Here is a 15183-nt window from a genome sequence, read left to right as displayed (position 1 = left end):
TGCGCCGCCCCTCATTGCCTTGCCGCCAATCACCGGCGTTACAGGAAGAGTGCCGGCGTTGCGGCCAGCCCCCTTCTCGCCGTCACTATACGGGGAGAAGATGCCGGCAGGCAGATGAGGGGCAGCGCTGACAGATTGTGATCTTTCCGGCAGTGACACGAACCTGGCCTGAACGAAAAAGGCGGGCCGTGGCCCGCCCTGGTTCAGTTAATCGTCGCACCAATCAGTGCAACCGGCCGCTGGCGTGGGCCAGCATGGTGTAGACCTTGCCGGTGTCAGACGTCAGGTAGGTCTGCGCCATGATGTTGTCGCGGTCATTGCGCGAGACATCCTTGAGCAGCTTTTCGAAATCGTCGCAGTAGCGGTCGACGGCGGCGCGGAACTCCGCCTCTCCCTGATATTTGCGGCGGATTTCATCGAAGGTCTGCTGACCCTTGAGCGTGTAGAGGCGGCGTGTGAACACGTCACGCTCGCCGCGCCGGTAGCGGTTCCACAGCTCGATCGAGGCGTCATGGTCGATCGCCCGCGCAATGTCGACCGACAGCGAGTTGAGCGACTCCATGACATGCAGCGGCGAGCGCTGGGCGGGAGCCGCGCGCGGTGCTTCCGCGGGCGCCGCCGGCCTGGCAACGTCCTCCTCGCGCGATGCCCCGGTCAGGAGGTCGCGCACCCAGCCACCTTGCGGTGTGCGGGCGTTGGCGTCGCGCTGGCGCGGTGCTTCGGCAGGACGTTCGATATCGAGCGTGCCGCGCAGACCGCCGAGCGGCGCCGGCGAAGCCGGACGCTCGGCCTGCGGTGCCGGCGGCGGGCGGCGTACAGGTTCGGCCGGGCGCTGGACCGGCGCCTGGGGCGCCGGGCGCAAATTACGGGGCTCGGAAATGTCGCCACCACCGCGGCCCGATTTCGCAACGATATCCGAAAGTTCCTTGAGCGCGTTAATCTGCTCGGAAACGGCGCGGCGGATCGCCGAGGTCGATTCCTTGGCCTCTTCCGGCATCTCGATGACGCCCTTCTTGAGCTCGGCGCGTGTGAGGTCGAGCTCGCTCTTGATCGAGCTTGCGGTGCGCCGCATCTCCTCGGTCGCATCGGCAAACCGGTTGGTTGCCGAATCGACGACTTCCGCAATGGCAATGCGGATCTTGTCGGCGGACGCCAGCGTCCTGCCTTCGGCATTCTGCATCGTCTGGCCGACAAGGCTCTCGAAGGAACGCATAACCTTTTCGAGGTCTTCCGACTTCTTGACCAGGCCGACGGCGAGATCTTCCAGTGACGACTGCCTCTCCAGCGTGTGTTCCAGATTGCTCTGCGCCGAGCTCAGCAGGTCGGAAGCCGACGACAGCAAGCGGCTGTGCTCGTCGAACTTGGTGGCGATCGAGGCCACCTCGCGCAGCGTCGAAGACGACAATTCGGTAAGCCGCGTCGTGTTCGAATCGACCAGGCGGGCCGAGCTGGCGAAGGTCTGCGCCGCTTTTTCGGTGGTCGCGGCGAAGCTTTGCGTGCTGCCGCTGAGACGTTCGTCGACTTGGCCGAGATTGACCGCCGCCTGCTCGATCAGCTCACCGAGCTGCGAGCTGGAGACGCTCATGCGGCCGATGAGGTCGGCGACGCTGTCGGCGAGCGACGAGCGCGCGCCTTCGACGGCCGACAGCGTTTCGGCCGTACGGCTGGCGAGCGCGTTGACAAGGGCGGCGTTTTCGCTGCGCAGCTTCTCGGTGGCGCGTTCGGTGACCTCTTCCATGCTCTTTTGCAGTTCCGAGCCGCCCTGGGCGAAGCGCTCGACCAGCGGCCGTGCGGTTTCGTCGAGGATCTTCGACAATTCGGCCGAACGTGTCGCCAGCATCGTGTTGAGCTCGCGGGTGTTTGTGCCGATGGTCTTGGCCGCGTCGTTGGTGCTCTGGCCGATATGCTGGCCAACCGCGGTGAAGGTTTCTGCAATCGTGTTGGCGCGCGAGATCAGCTGAGCCTCGGCGCTCGACACCTGCTCGTTGAGCTTCTGGCCCATCGTCTCGGTGGTGTAGGCGAGGCGGTTTTCGACACTCGCGACCTGTTCCTCGACGCGGGTGGTTGCGGCAGCGACGCTCGCGGCCAGCCGCTCGTCGGCGCCGGCCAGAGCCTGCTCCATTTCGCGGGCGTGGACGGCAAGTTCCTGGCCGGTCTGGCGTGCGCGTTCGGCAACCCGCTGCTCGGTGCTGGCGAAGGCACCGACGATGTTGTCGGCATGCTCGCCGATCGTCGAGGTGGAGTCGGCGATGCGCGACACCAGGCGGTGATCGGCCTCGTCGAAGATGCGGCTGATCTCAGTGGCGCGGGCCGACAGGGCGTCTGAACCCTCGGCAATGCGCGAGATCAGCTGCTGGTCGGCGGCGTCGAAGATGCGGCCGAGGTCGGAGGCGCGGGCGGCCAACGCTTCGGCGGATTCGCCGATGCGCATGCTCAGCCGCTGGTCCGCACCCTCGAAGTTACGCAGGATGTCGCCGGCGCGGTCGGCGAGCGACTGCGCCGTCTCGACCGCACGGGCGACGAGCTTCTGGTCGGCGGCGTCGAACGTGCCGGCAATTTCGCCGGCGCGGGCAGCCAGCCGCTCGGCCGTTTCTTCGGCGCGGGCGAGCAGCGAGTTCGAAGTCTCGTCATGGCGGGCAAGCAGCGCGCTCGTCGTGTCCTCGGCGCGTGCGTGCAGGCGGCGATCCGCGTCCTCGAAGGTGCGGGCGATGTCCTCGGCCCGGGCGAGCAGGGCGGCCGAAGTCTGCTCGGCACGCTCGGCGATCTTGCGGTCGGCATCGCTGAAGGCGGCACCCGCCTGTTCGTGCAGGGCGCTGGTGACTTCCATCACCTTCTCACGCAGGGCGCCGGCAACAAAGACGGCGCTCTTTTCGAGCACGTTGCGGACATTGTCGACACCCACCGACAGCGCGCGCTCCATGGTTCCGGCGCGCTCCTCGATGATGCCGGTCTGCTTGCTGAACGCCTGCTCGATCTTCTCGACGTCGGCTGCGATAGCCGCGGAAATGTCGGTGCTTCTGGCGGCGATCTGGTCGATATGGCCCGACAGCGAGCGGTCGACATCCTTGCGGGTGTCGGCGAGCTTTGCCAGATCGTCTTCCAGCGCCTGGGTCAGCATGTTGCGGCCTTCGGCCAGCTTGCCGACATGGCCGGCGATGATGTCGTCGACCTCGCCGCGGCTTGCCGACAGCTTCTGCAGGTCGGCTTCCAGCGCGCGCTTGAGGATGTCGCGGCCTTCGGCCAGCTTCTCGACCTGGCCGGCGACCAGTCCGTCGATGCTCGACCGGCTCTCGGCCAGCTTGGCGAGGTCGTCCTCAAGAGCCTTCGACAGCGTCGCGCGATCCTGGGCGAGCTTGTCGCTGTGATCCTGGAGCAGGCTGTTGACATTTTCCAGATCGGCTTCCAGCACCCGTGCGAATTCTCCACGGTTTTCAGTCAGCTTCTGCGACTGGTCGACAATGGCGCTCCTGATCGTGTTGAGATCGGCTTCGAGCGCCCGCTTGAGGATGTCGCGGCCCTCGGCGAGCTTCTCAACCTGTCCGGCGACCAGCCCATCGATGCTGGAGCGGCTCTCCGCCAGCTTGGCGATGTCGTCCTCCAGTGCCTTTGAGAGGGCCGAACGATCCTGGACGAGCCTGTTTTGATGATCGGCCATGATGCCGCTCACATTGTGCAGATCGTCCTGAAGCGCCTGGGAGAGTGTCGAACGATCCTGGACAAGCCGGCTCGTGTGGTCGGCGATCAGGCTGTCCACATTCTGCAGATCGGCTTCCAGTGCCTTCGAAAGCTGGCTGCGCTCTTCCGCCACCCTGTCGGAATGACCCGCGATGGCACCCTTGATGGTATTGATGTCGGCTTCGAGCGCGCGCTTGAGGATGTCACGGCCCTCGGCCAGCTTCTCGACCTGGCCGGCTACCAGCCCGTCGATGCTCGACCGGCTTTCCGCCAACTTGGCGAGGTCGGCCTCGAGCGTCTGTGACAGCAGGCCACGATCATCGGCGAGCCGGTTCGAATGGTCGGAGAGCAGGCCCCTGATGCTGGACAGGTCGTTCTCCAGCGCCTTGCTGAGTTCGGTCCGGTCCTCGGCCAGTTTCGCCGAGTGGTTCTCGATCACGCCCTTGATGCCGATAATGTCGTTTTCGAGCGCCTTGGTGAGGACTGCGCGGCCTTCGGCGATCTTTTCGACCTGGCCGGCGACCAGCCCGTCAATCGAGGCGCGGCTGTCGGCGAGCTTGCCGAGATCGGCCTCGAGTGCGCGCGACAGAATGTTGCGGCCTTCGGCCAGCTTGCCAACATGCCCAGCGACCATTTCATCAATGATCGTGCGGGCTTGCACGAGTTTTCCCGAGTCTTCGTGCAAGGCCTGGTTGAGCCGGTTGCGGCCCTCTTCGAGGCGTTCGAGATGGCTGCCGACCGACGCGTCGATGGCGGCGCGCGACTCGTTGACCTTGCGCAGGTCCTCTTCCAAAGCACGCGAAATCAGGTTGCGGCCTTCGGCCAGCTTCTGCACCTGGTTGGTCACGGCTGCGTCGATGCCGGCGCGGCCCTCGGCGAATTTCGCCAGGTCCGCCTCCATTGCCGCTGCCATGCGCTCGCGGCTTTCGGACAGCTTGCGGCTGTGGTTTTCGACGGCTTCCTCGATGCCGACGCGGGCGTCGGCGAGACGCTGGATGTCGGTGTCGAAGGAGCGCGACACGACGTGGCGGGCCGCTTCCATACGGCCGGCGAAATCGCTGGCGCGGGCTTCGAGCATGGACGAGGTCGACGAGACAATGTCGGCCATGTCGGCGCCGATCTGGGTCTTGCCCTGATCGATCATCGCCGACAAATGGTCCTTGCTCTCGGCGAAGGTGTGGGCGATTTCGCGGGCGCGCTCGACCAGCGTTTCATTGATCTGCCGGGCACGCGCCTCGAGCGCGGCGTTGAGCTTCTGCGTGCCGGTGTCCAGAGCTTCGGCGCGGGTCTGGAATTCGCTGATCAGCGCCTGGCCGCGCTCGGCCAGCGTCCGCTCGATACCGTTGAGGCTGGACTCAAATTCCGAACTGAGCGTGCGCGCGGCACCGCCGAGCAGCGACACCATGCCGGTGGTGCGGTCGTCGAGCAGGTCGGTCAGCGAGCGGGTCAGGCCGTCGGTGGTGTCCGTCAGCTTGGCGATGCGGGTGTCGAGCAGCGAAGCGAAGGCTTCGCCCGAGGTCGACAGCCGGTCGGTGATCGTATCGAGCCGGCCTTCCACCTGATCGAAGATCGACATCGAGCTTTCGTTGATACGGTCGATCAGCGTGTCGCCGGAATTGGTGATCGTCATCGACAGCTTGGTCGACGCGTTGAGGATGGAGTCGCGAATGATGTCCGAGGCAGCGCCGATTTCGTCCTTCAGCGTCTCATGCGCGCCGGTGATCGAGGCGCGCACGCGCTCGGCATGGGTGACGACGGCTTCGCGTTCGCTGCCCAGCCCGTCGACCAGCGAGCGGATGCGGGATTCATTCTCCGAATAGGAGCGTTCGATCTGGTTGACCTCGCTGTGGACCAGCGTTTCCAGTTCGACGGCGCGCGCCAGCGTGCGCTCGATGCCTTCGCCCATGGCCGCCACTTCGCGGCGAACGGCCTGGCCGATCATCATGACGCGGTCCTGGGCGAGGTTTTCCGGTTCTGCCAGGCGGAAAGCCACTTCCGTCATCGACTGGGCGGCGATGCGCATTTCTTGCGCGCGGCGGATCATCGCCGCGAAGGCCCAAAATAGGACAACCGGTATGATTGCCGCGATTGCGAGGCCAATCAGTTCGGGGCGGGCCAGGAGTTGATCGAATGTACGGATTTTCCAGATGCTCGGGCCAAACAGCAGATTGGCAAGGCCGCCGGCGCCGGCAATCCAGGCCAGCGACACGAACGCCACGACCCAATAGATTGTGCTCGACGCGCGCCGGTTGAGGCCGTGCAGCAACGTCTTGTAGTCTTTCTGGCGATCATCGTTTGCCGGCTTGAACCCGGCCGGCTGCGCGCTGTTACGCGATTCAACCGGGCGCAATTCAGCGGGCTTGGCAGCCGGCGTCGCGCTTTGATTCTGTTGGACGGGTGCGCTTTGAGCGGGGGCGGGTTTCTGGGTACGGCCTTCGCGCGCCAGTTCGTCCGCGGCCTGCGAAATCTGCGCTTCCAGATCTTCCATCGACGCCGCTATATCGAGATCGCCGCTGCCGTCTCCGCTAAGGTCGAGATCTAGTGCCTTTTCGAGTTCCCTGGCTACGTCGCTGTCGAGATTTCTGGTCGTCGTTGGTTTCTTCGCCATGCCTTCGCTACCCTGTACTAGCTGCCGAGGGACTTTATGATTTTGGCCTGATTCTGGCTTGTCTTATCCCACGCAGGAGGCTGAAAATGGACCCTCGTATCGTAATGACACACAGGGGTAAAGAAAACATGCATTCCGCGAGATACGTAAAACTTTAAATATAAGGTTAACGTGAACGTGATTTCGCCGCCTCCACGGCAACAATTTTCCGGCCCATTCATTAACGCGTTGGCGACGGAAATCGCCTAAGTGTTTTTGGCGAGCGGGACAAAGGAGTTTCAAAATTGGTACGCGGTGAAAGCGGCATTGCCTTCTCAATGCCGGGCGGCGATGCGTCGGGTCCAGCCCGTTCGCGGCCGGTGGATCTGGCCCATCTGGCCCGCCAGACAATGGGCGATCGCGCCCTCGAACAGGAGGTGTTGGCACTGTTCGTACAGCAGGCGCTTTCTGTTCGCGACAAGATCATCGATGCCGATGTCAGGGAGAGGCTGCTCCTGGCGCATGGGCTGAAAGGTTCGGCGCGCGGGGTCGGCGCCTTTGCCATCGCCGATTGCGCCTCATCGATCGAACAGCAGCCGGAAGACACACGCACCCTCAAGCGCCTCGGCGCCCTGATCGAGGAAGTGCGCGATTTCATCGCCGCCATCAGCCGGTAATGGCTGCCGCTTGTCTGCGGCCACCGGCATGAATCGGCCGGGCCAGGGCGCGCTTTAGCCAGCTTTCCGAAAAAACGTCACAAAGCGGCGCTTTCGCGCCGCAGTTGACTTGTCTGGCGGAGTGATTATCTCGGCTGAGACTCCCTTCAGGTGACAAATGACCAAGCTGACCTTCATCGCCCATGACGGCACTCCTTTCGATGTCGAGGCCGAAAACGGCTCGACCGTCATGGAGAATGCGATCCGCAACGCGGTGCCGGGCATCGAGGCCGAATGCGGCGGCGCCTGCGCCTGCGCGACCTGCCATGTCTATGTCGACGAAGCCTGGACGGCCGAGGTCGGCGAGCCGGAGGCGATGGAAGAGGACATGCTGGACTTCGCCTATGACGTCCAGCCGAACTCGCGCCTGTCCTGCCAGATCAAGGTGCGCGACGCCCTTGACGGCCTCGTCGTGCGCGTGCCCGCCCGCCAGGGCTGATCTCCCCGTTCCAACCGATTTTTGCCTTGGCCGCTTGGCAGCAGGCCCATGCTCATGCAGTCTCGCCCCAGTTTGACCCAGTTTTGGCAATGAGGCTCGCCCGGCATGACCGATGTAATCAAGACGGACGCACTCATTGTCGGGGCTGGGCCGGTCGGCCTGTTCGCCGTGTTCGAACTCGGCCTCCTCGACATGAAGTGCCATCTGATCGACATCCTCGACCGGCCCGGTGGCCAGTGCGCCGAACTCTATCCGGAAAAGCCGATCTACGACATTCCGGGCTGGCCCTTGATCTCGGCGCAAGGGCTGGTCGACAAGCTGATCGAGCAGATCCATCCGTTCAAGCCTGACTTCACCTATAACCGCATGGTCTCCAGCCTGGAAAAGCTGGAGGATGGCTCCTTTCGGGTCACCACCGACGAGAACGAGGTGTTCGAGGCCAAGGTGGTGGTGATCGCCGCCGGCGGCGGCTCGTTCCAGCCCAAGCGGCCGCCCATTCCCGGCATCGAGGCCTATGAGGGCAAGAGCGTCTTTTATTCGGTGCGCCACATGGAGGATTTCCGTGGCCACGATCTCGTCATCGTCGGCGGCGGCGATTCCGCACTCGACTGGACGCTGAACCTGCAGCCGGTGGCAAAAAGCGTGACGCTGGTCCACCGCCGCCCGGAATTCAGGGCGGCGCCCGACAGCGTCAACAAGATGTACGCCATGCAGGAGATGAAGCAGTTGGCGTTCCGCGTCGGCCAGGTCACCGGCCTGACCGGCGCCGACGGCCAGCTGGCGTCAGCGACCATCAAGGGCGGGCCTGACGGCGACATCGAGGTGCCGTGCACCCGCCTGCTGCCGTTCTTCGGCCTGACCATGAAGCTCGGCCCGATCGCCGAATGGGGGCTCAACCTTCACGAGAACCTCATTCCGGTCGATACCGAGAAATTCCAGACCTCGGTGCCGGGCATCTTCGCCGTCGGCGATATCAACTGGTACCCCGGCAAGCTGAAGCTGATTCTGTCGGGTTTTCACGAGGTAGCGCTGATGGCGCAGGCCGCCAAGCGCATCGTAAGCCCCGGCGAGCGCATCGTCTTCCAGTATACGACCTCCTCAACCAGCCTGCAGAAAAAGCTCGGCGTCGTGGAATAGGCGTTCAGGGCTTTTGCCGGATCACTCCACCAGGACGACTGGCGCCTCGGCCTCGTCGCGGCCGCGCAGCGACTTCTCTGGCATCAGCGCCAGCATGATCAGCGCCAGCACGAGCGTGAGGGCCGCGGCAAGGAAGATCATCATGAAGGGCGTCGCCGACACGATCTGTCCGGCAGCCGGCACGCCTTCGCCGGCAAGCGGCAGGCCATAGCCGAGCGCGACCGCGCCGAGCACGGCGACGCCGAGCGCGCTGCCCAGCGAACGCAGGAAGGTCAGCACGCCGGTGGCGACGCCGAGATGTGCGCGGTCGACGGCGTTCTGCACCGACACGGTGGCGACCGGGAAAGTGGTGCCGCTTCCAAGCCCGATGCAGATGGTCAAGAGTTCGACCACCAGCAGCGAGGCGCGGCCGGCGACCAGGCTGAGCACGCCAAGGCAGACAATGGCGAAGAGAACGCCGACCATGGCGATGCGCTTATAGTGGAAGAAGCGCGGTATCGTGCGGCCGCTGAACGTCGCGCCGGCCACCGTGCCGAGCAGCAGGCCGAGCATGGCAAGGCCTGACTGGCTGACCGAGAGGCCGATGATCGACTGCAGATAGACCGGCAGGTACACGGACAGGCCGATATTGGCGGCCTGCAGCAGGAACATCGACGCCGTGCCGGCAAGCACGATCGGATTGCTCAGCACTTCAAGCGAAATCAGCGGCTCGACCGCACGCATCAGCCGCAGTGCAAACGCGCCCCAGAAGACCGCCGAACAGGCAAGCAGGCCGAGGATTTCGCGCGAGGCCCAGGGATAGGCGCTGCCGCCCCAGTTGAGGGCCAAAAGCAGCAGTGCCGTCGCCACCACCAGAAGCAGTGCGCCCAGGGCGTCGATGCGATGCCGCTTTGCAGCAACCGGCAGCTTGCGCAGCGGCTTGTTGATGATCGCCATGGCCACCAGGCCAAGCGGGATGTTGATCCAGAAGATCAGCGACCAGTGCAGATGTTCGGCAAATCCGCCGCCCAGCAACGGTCCGGCGATGCTGGCGACAGCCCACGTGCCCGATATCCAGGCGGCATAGCGCGCCCGCTCGCGTGGCGGCACCAGGTCGCCGATGACGATCTGCGCCAAGGCGAACAGGCCGCCACCGCCGGCACCCTGGATTGCCCGACCGATGACCAGCACGAACATGTTGGGCGCCATGGCGCTGACCAGCGATCCCGCGAGGAAGATCAGGATCGCCGCATAGACGGTCGGCCGGCGGCCATAGACGTCGGAGATCTTGCCGTAGAGCGGCGCCATGGCGGTCGCCGTCAAGAGATAGCCGGTCACGATCCACGGCAGATAGTCGGCATGGCCGAGCGAACGGCCGATGGTCGGCATGGCCGGCGCGACGATGGTCTGGTCGAGCGCCGCCAGGAGCATCGACAACAGGATGCCGGCGATGATGACGTTCTTTTCGCTCTCCGTCAGCGGGACGGCGGGCGTCGCCATCACCGGCTTGTCGACAGCCTGGTCCATGTCAGTTCATCCACAATGCTTGGCGAGCGATTGCGCGGCGCCAAATGGCCGCTCCGCTATACGCCGCCTCGATTGGTCTTGATCTCGTGTTCCGAAGCTCGCGCCTTGCGAGCCTGACATATGTCGGTCGGTATAGGCCGATTTCGACCTTTGCCCGAAAGTTTTCTGGGGCTGGCCTCATGTTTCGGCGCGATTGGCTTGATATCAGTCCTGTGTTTCAGCCGGGCGGAAGTTGGCCGTTCTCGACGCGCTGCACGCGGTAGCGCAGCAGCCGCAGGATGCGGCTTTCGAAATTGACGCCCTCGACACGGTCGAAGCGCAGCTGGTCCTGGTCGTGCCTGGCGAGTTCGATTGCGGTGATCTGCGCCGCCTTGGCCTTGGCCTCCGCGCAGGTCTTTTGCGGGTAGCTGGCGTTCAGCGCGTCCTCGAGGAGACGGCCGTGGTTCTTGGCGATCTCGACATGACGCTCCTCGTGGCGCTTGATGTCGGCCGACAGCGTGTCCCAGAACAGCCTGACATCGGCGTCGGCCTTGCGCGGCCTGCGCCACTCCGGAAGTATGACCTTGACCTTGACGGTGACGGTGGCCTTGGCGATCCGGCAGGTATCGGCGGTTTGCGCGTAGCTGATGCGGGTGGTGAACGCCATCTGGGTGGCGCCCGGATGCCTCATCCCGGTGCTTTTCACCTCGGGTCCATGCTTCGACAATTGCGTCTCGATGTCATCGAGCGTGCTGCCGCCGATGGCAAAATAGCTGTAGGTCTTCACCAGATTGGCAGCATTCGCCGGCAGGACGGTCAAAGCCAGCATCAGGGCGCAGAGCAGGGGTCGTTTCATCATGTTGCCTCTTCACTCACCTTGCTTTACGGCCCTTGCCGGCGCAACGGAATTGATCTTCCACCGATCACGCATCGTTGATGGATTGCAAGCGCTCGATGAGCCACATGGTTGAAGGACAATGACGACAAGGCGATGGCAACTGGCGCATGAACGCCATCTCGACCTTGGCGAGAAGGCCATAGTGGTCGGCATTCTCAACGTCACGCCGGACAGTTTTTCGGATGGCGGACTATTCATCACGCCGGATCAGGCGGTCGCGCAAGCGCGCCGCATGGTGGAAGAGGGGGCTGTCGTCATCGACGTCGGTGGAGAATCGACGCGCCCCGGCGCCTCTCCCGTAACCCCTGGGGAAGAGCAGGCACGCATTCTGCCGGTGATCGCCGCACTCGCCGGCGCCAGTGAAGCCCTGATTTCGGTCGACACCTATCGCGAGGAAACCGCGCGTCTGGCCGTCGGCGCCGGTGCGCATATCGTCAACGATGTCTGGGGCTTGCAGCGTGAACCCGGCATTGCCCGCGTCGCCGCCGACACCGGCGCCGGACTGGTCATCATGCACACCGGGCGCGAGCGGCAAAAGCTGCCCGACGTCATCGACGACCAGTTTTTCTTCCTGAAGGCATCGCTGGAAATCGCGAAGCGCAGCGGCGTCCAGGACGACCATATCGTGCTCGATGCCGGCTTCGGCTTCGCCAAGGAGACGGCCGAGGAAAACCTCGACCTGATGGCGCGGTTCTCCGAACTGACGGCGCTTGGCTTTCCCCTGATGGCCGGCACCTCCAGAAAGCGCTTCATCGGCACCGTCACCGGCCGCGACGCCGCCGCGCGCGGCGCCGGGACGGCGGCCACCAGCGTCATCCTGAGGCTGAAGGGCGCCGATCTGTTTCGCGTCCACGATGTCGCAATCAACGTGGACGCGCTGGCCATGGCGGATGCTATGCTGGCGCGTGAAAAGCCGGGACACTGAGCCCAGGAACCTAAGAAATGTATGTCATCCGCATGAAGAACTGCGCCTTCTTTGCCCGGCACGGCGTGCTGGATGAGGAGGAGGCGCTTGGCCAGCGTTTCTATGTCGATGCCGAGTTGACGGTCGAGCCCAGCCGCCCGCTGGAGGATGATTCCATCGAGGACACCGTCAATTACGGCATCGCCTTCACGGTGATTGAAAAGATCGTCACCGGGCACCGCCGTTTCCTCATCGAGGCGCTGGCGCTCGAAGTGGCCAAGGCGCTGACGGCGCGGTTTCCGCAGATCAGGAAGGCCGAGATCACCGTGCGCAAACCGAACGCGCCGGTGCCCGGCGTGCTCGATTATGTCGAGGTGACCGTTGTCTGGCCCGAATAACACGGTCTATCTCAGCCTTGGCGGCAATCTCGGCGATCCCGCGGCCTCGATGGCCACGGCGCTGCGCCTGCTCGACGCCGACGACAACACCCGCGTCATTGCCGTCTCTTCGCTCTACCGCACACCGCCCTGGGGTAAGCTTGACCAGCCGGATTTCTTGAATGCCGCTGCCGAAATCTCGACTGTGCTGGCGCCAAGGGCGCTGCTCGATCTTTGCCTGGAGGCCGAGCGCAAGCTGAAACGGGTGCGCGAGGAGCGCTGGGGGCCGCGCCTGATCGACATCGACATATTGGTGTTCGGCGACCGCATCATCCACGAGACCGGGCTGGAAGTGCCGCATCCCAGGATGCTGGAGCGCGCCTTCGTTTTGGCGCCCCTGGCCGAGATCGCGCCGGAACTGGCGGTTGGCGGCCGCAGCGTGAGCGAGCGGCTCAGCGCCGTCGATACGTCAGGCATAGAGCGGCTGGCGTCCGGCCGCGACTGGTGGCTGGGTTAGCCGGAGAATCCGCCGCCATCGAGAAATGCCTGTTCGTCCGCCGTCGTGTCGCGGCCAAGCATCTTGTTCCTGTGCGGGAAGCGGCCGAAACGCTTGATGATATCGCGGTGTTCGATCGCGTATTTTATATACTCCGGCGCCCTGGCGGTGGTGAGTTCGACCGATCTGTCCTGATCGGTGGGCAGTTCCGAATGTTCGTAGGGCAAATACAGGAAGACGCGCAGGTCTTCTTCCAGCGCCAGGTCATGGCCGGCGGCGATCGCCTTGGCGGCGAAATGCCTTGCCAGCGGATCGGTGGCGTACATGTGGCCGCAGCCGCGAAAGCAGTTGCGCGGGAACTGGTCGAGCAGGATCATCAGCGCCAGCGAGCCCTCGGCATGCTCCGACCAGGCGTCGCATTCGCGACGAGCGGCCGCATAATGCAGGTCGAGAAACTGGCTGCGGAAATCCGCGTCGAAGGCGTCATTCTTCTCGAACCAGGCGTCTTCGCCGGCCTCGCGCCAGAATTTTGTGACGGCGAGCGCGCGCTCGTCCAATGCGGTCATCTGCCTTCCTCTGGCTGGGCGGGTTCGGATTTGTTCAACACACCGGCGGTTTCTTCATTCAGCGCCTGGCCGGGTCGACGCGGCGGGGCGAGCGGCGTCGGAATCGGCGTGCCGATATTGCCTCTGAGGAAGCGCCGGCCAGCCCGTATGCCTTCCGCCAACTGCGTCTCGAAGCGGTCGTTGTCGCGGCGCCGAACATCCTCGATGACGTCGGCGACGTCTTCCGGTTCGACGCCAAGTGCTTCAAGCGCCGAGCCGCCGAAGACGAGGGCCGATTCGAAGGTTTCGCGCAGCTGGAAATCCACTCCGACGCGGATGAGCGACAGCGCTGTGCCGCGATCGAAGGCGCGAGCCAGAACGGTCAGCAACGGGAACTCCGCCTTGATCAGTTCGGCAATGCGAACGGCAGCATCCGCCTTGTCGACGCAGATCAGCACGGCGCGTGCGCGGCCAGCACCTGCGGCGCGCAAAATGTCGAGCCGCGTGCCGTCGCCATAATAGACCTTGAAGCCGAAATCGGCGGCCGCCTGGATCATTTCGACATCATTGTCGATGATCGACACGTCGATGCCGCGCAACAAAAGCGGCTGGCTGGCGATCTGGCCGAAGCGGCCGAAGCCGATGACCAGAACACTGCCGGTCAGCCCTTCGGCGATATCAACGCCTTCGAGCGACTGCTCGTCGCGCGGCGTCAGATATTTGAGCACAATGATGGCCAGCGGCGTCAGCACCATGGAGATGATGATGATCGCGGTCAGCGTGGCGTTGGCCCGGCTGTCGATGATGCCGACGGCCGCCGCGGCGGAGTAAAGCACGAAGGCGAATTCGCCGCCCTGCGCCATGAACACGGCGCGCTCCAGCGCTTCGCGATGGCCGCTCTTCAGCATGCGGGCGACGAGGTAGATGCCGAGTGCCTTCATCACCATGTAGGCGACGACATAGATGGCGACGAGCCGCCAGTTGTCGATCACCACATGCAGGTCGAGCGACATGCCGACAGCCAGGAAGAACAGGCCGAGCAGGATGCCGCGAAAGGGTTCGATGTCGGCTTCCAACTGGTGGCGAAAGGTCGATTCGGACAGAAGCACGCCGGCCAGGAACGCGCCCATCGCCATTGACAGGCCGGAAAGCTGCATGACCAGCGCCGACCCCAACACGACCAGCAACGCCGCCGCCGTCATCACTTCGCGCGCCTTGGCGTCGGCTAGGATGCGGAAGAACGGATTGAGCAGATAGCGGCCGGCCACTACCAGCCCGACGATGGCGCCAAGGCCGATGCCGACCTCGGTCAGCCTTTGCTGCAGGGTCATCTCGGCACCGCCCGGCGCCAGGAAGGCGACCAGCGCCAAAAGCGGCACGATTGCCAAATCCTCGAGCAGCAGGATCGAAACGATGCGCTGGCCCTTGGGGCTGGCCATCTCGCCGCGTTCTTCCAGAAGCTGCATGACGATCGCCGTCGAGGTCAGCACGAAACCGGCGCCGGCGACGAAGGACTGCGCGATCGGAAAGCCGCCCGCCAATCCGACGAGAGTCAGAAGCACCGCGCAGACGCCGACCTGCAGGGCGCCGAGTCCAAAAATTTCGCGCCGCAGCCCCCATAGCCGCGACGGCTGCATCTCCAGCCCGATAATGAACAGGAACATGACGACGCCGAGTTCGGCGACGTGCAGGATGGCTTCCGATTCGGAAAAGATGCGGATGCCGAACGGGCCGATAACCACGCCAGCGGCGAGATAGCCGAGGATCGAGCCCAGCCCCATGCGTTTGAAGATCGGAACGGCGACGACACCCGCGGCAAGCAGCGCCACCACCTGAATGAGATCGCTGCCCGATGCTTCCGCTGCCATGCCTCTTGTCCCCGTGTCTGACAGCACTCCTTGCATGCAGTGGGAGCTAGAGGCAA

At 64.2% G+C, this 15183-nt stretch carries 11 protein-coding genes; 6 read left to right on the top strand and 5 right to left on the bottom strand.

From position 1 onward, the window contains the following. Positions 1-223: 223 nt before the first annotated feature. Positions 224-6283, bottom strand: coding sequence for an apolipoprotein A-IV repeat region-like domain-containing protein (locus tag AC1DXM_RS08850; RefSeq protein ID WP_477232702.1), 6060 nt, complete (start codon positions 6281-6283; stop codon positions 224-226). 317 nt (positions 6284-6600) lie between these two features. Here AC1DXM_RS08850 and AC1DXM_RS08845 point away from each other — a divergent pair, with 317 nt between their 5' ends. The 3 genes from AC1DXM_RS08845 (at position 6601) to AC1DXM_RS08835 (ending at position 8554) form a co-directional block, all read left to right on the top strand. Further along, positions 6601-6939, top strand: coding sequence for an Hpt domain-containing protein (locus AC1DXM_RS08845; RefSeq protein WP_477232951.1), 339 nt, complete (start codon positions 6601-6603; stop codon positions 6937-6939). 157 nt (positions 6940-7096) lie between these two features. Further along, positions 7097-7417 (top strand): 2Fe-2S iron-sulfur cluster-binding protein, encoded by a 321-nt coding sequence (locus AC1DXM_RS08840; protein ID WP_023707481.1) that lies wholly within the window; start codon positions 7097-7099, stop codon positions 7415-7417. Positions 7418-7522: 105 nt separating this feature from the next. After that, positions 7523-8554 (top strand): NAD(P)/FAD-dependent oxidoreductase, encoded by a 1032-nt coding sequence (locus AC1DXM_RS08835; RefSeq protein ID WP_477232701.1) that lies wholly within the window; start codon positions 7523-7525, stop codon positions 8552-8554. Positions 8555-8575: 21 nt separating this feature from the next. Here the strand turns inward: AC1DXM_RS08835 and AC1DXM_RS08830 are convergent, their stop codons facing one another. Both AC1DXM_RS08830 and AC1DXM_RS08825 read right to left on the bottom strand, forming a co-directional pair. Next, a complete protein-coding gene (locus AC1DXM_RS08830; RefSeq protein WP_477232700.1) occupies positions 8576-10060 on the bottom strand; it encodes an MDR family MFS transporter in 1485 nt (494 codons plus the stop codon). A 217-nt stretch (positions 10061-10277) separates the two neighbouring features. Continuing rightward, positions 10278-10898 (bottom strand): DUF922 domain-containing Zn-dependent protease, encoded by a 621-nt coding sequence (locus AC1DXM_RS08825; RefSeq protein WP_477232699.1) that lies wholly within the window; start codon positions 10896-10898, stop codon positions 10278-10280. Between the two features lie 118 nt (positions 10899-11016). Here AC1DXM_RS08825 and folP point away from each other — a divergent pair, with 118 nt between their 5' ends. From folP to folK, 3 genes are read left to right on the top strand one after another with little or no spacing between them, the layout of a single operon-like run. Then, positions 11017-11862 carry a dihydropteroate synthase gene (gene folP / locus AC1DXM_RS08820; RefSeq protein WP_477232698.1) on the top strand — a complete coding sequence of 282 codons (846 nt, stop codon included), beginning with the start codon at positions 11017-11019 and terminating at the stop codon, positions 11860-11862. A gap of 17 nt (positions 11863-11879) precedes the next feature. Further along, on the top strand, positions 11880-12239 hold the full coding sequence (folB, locus tag AC1DXM_RS08815; RefSeq protein ID WP_112395424.1) for a dihydroneopterin aldolase: 360 nt from the start codon (positions 11880-11882) through the stop codon (positions 12237-12239). Further along, positions 12223-12735: a 2-amino-4-hydroxy-6-hydroxymethyldihydropteridine diphosphokinase gene (gene folK / locus AC1DXM_RS08810; protein ID WP_477232697.1), complete on the top strand. Its 513-nt coding sequence runs from the start codon at positions 12223-12225 to the stop codon at positions 12733-12735. Before folB ends, folK begins: the two co-directional genes overlap by 17 nt. On the opposite strand, the gene AC1DXM_RS08805 is transcribed toward folK, so the two are convergent. Both AC1DXM_RS08805 and AC1DXM_RS08800 read right to left on the bottom strand, forming a co-directional pair. Further along, complete coding sequence (locus AC1DXM_RS08805; RefSeq protein WP_477232696.1) at positions 12732-13280, bottom strand: DUF924 family protein; 549 nt, start codon at positions 13278-13280, stop codon at positions 12732-12734. The two genes, folK and AC1DXM_RS08805, sit on opposite strands and share 4 nt — an antisense overlap. After that, positions 13277-15127 (bottom strand): monovalent cation:proton antiporter-2 (CPA2) family protein, encoded by a 1851-nt coding sequence (locus AC1DXM_RS08800; RefSeq protein ID WP_477232695.1) that lies wholly within the window; start codon positions 15125-15127, stop codon positions 13277-13279. The genes AC1DXM_RS08805 and AC1DXM_RS08800 overlap by 4 nt, the downstream gene beginning before the upstream one ends. Between the last annotated feature and the right edge of the window lie 56 nt (positions 15128-15183).

This window comes from Mesorhizobium sp. P3_A2 (genome assembly GCF_056403115.1).
Note: the sequence above shows the minus strand (reverse complement) of the source record. Positions and strands in the feature narration are given on the sequence as shown.

Bases quoted from the DNA above. Each gene is read 5' to 3' on its own strand.
- AC1DXM_RS08850 (WP_477232702.1), bottom strand. From the start codon at position 6,283: ATGGCGAAGAAACCAACGACGACCAGAAATCTCGACAGCGACGTAGCC.
- AC1DXM_RS08800 (WP_477232695.1), bottom strand. From the start codon at position 15,127: ATGGCAGCGGAAGCATCGGGCAGCGATCTCATTCAGGTGGTGGCGCTG.
- AC1DXM_RS08845 (WP_477232951.1), top strand. From the start codon at position 6,601: ATGCCGGGCGGCGATGCGTCGGGTCCAGCCCGTTCGCGGCCGGTGGAT.
- AC1DXM_RS08825 (WP_477232699.1), bottom strand. From the start codon at position 10,898: ATGATGAAACGACCCCTGCTCTGCGCCCTGATGCTGGCTTTGACCGTC.
- AC1DXM_RS08840 (WP_023707481.1), top strand. From the start codon at position 7,097: ATGACCAAGCTGACCTTCATCGCCCATGACGGCACTCCTTTCGATGTC.
- AC1DXM_RS08830 (WP_477232700.1), bottom strand. From the start codon at position 10,060: ATGGACCAGGCTGTCGACAAGCCGGTGATGGCGACGCCCGCCGTCCCG.
- AC1DXM_RS08835 (WP_477232701.1), top strand. From the start codon at position 7,523: ATGACCGATGTAATCAAGACGGACGCACTCATTGTCGGGGCTGGGCCG.
- AC1DXM_RS08805 (WP_477232696.1), bottom strand. From the start codon at position 13,280: ATGACCGCATTGGACGAGCGCGCGCTCGCCGTCACAAAATTCTGGCGC.
- folB (WP_112395424.1), top strand. From the start codon at position 11,880: ATGTATGTCATCCGCATGAAGAACTGCGCCTTCTTTGCCCGGCACGGC.
- folP (WP_477232698.1), top strand. From the start codon at position 11,017: ATGACGACAAGGCGATGGCAACTGGCGCATGAACGCCATCTCGACCTT.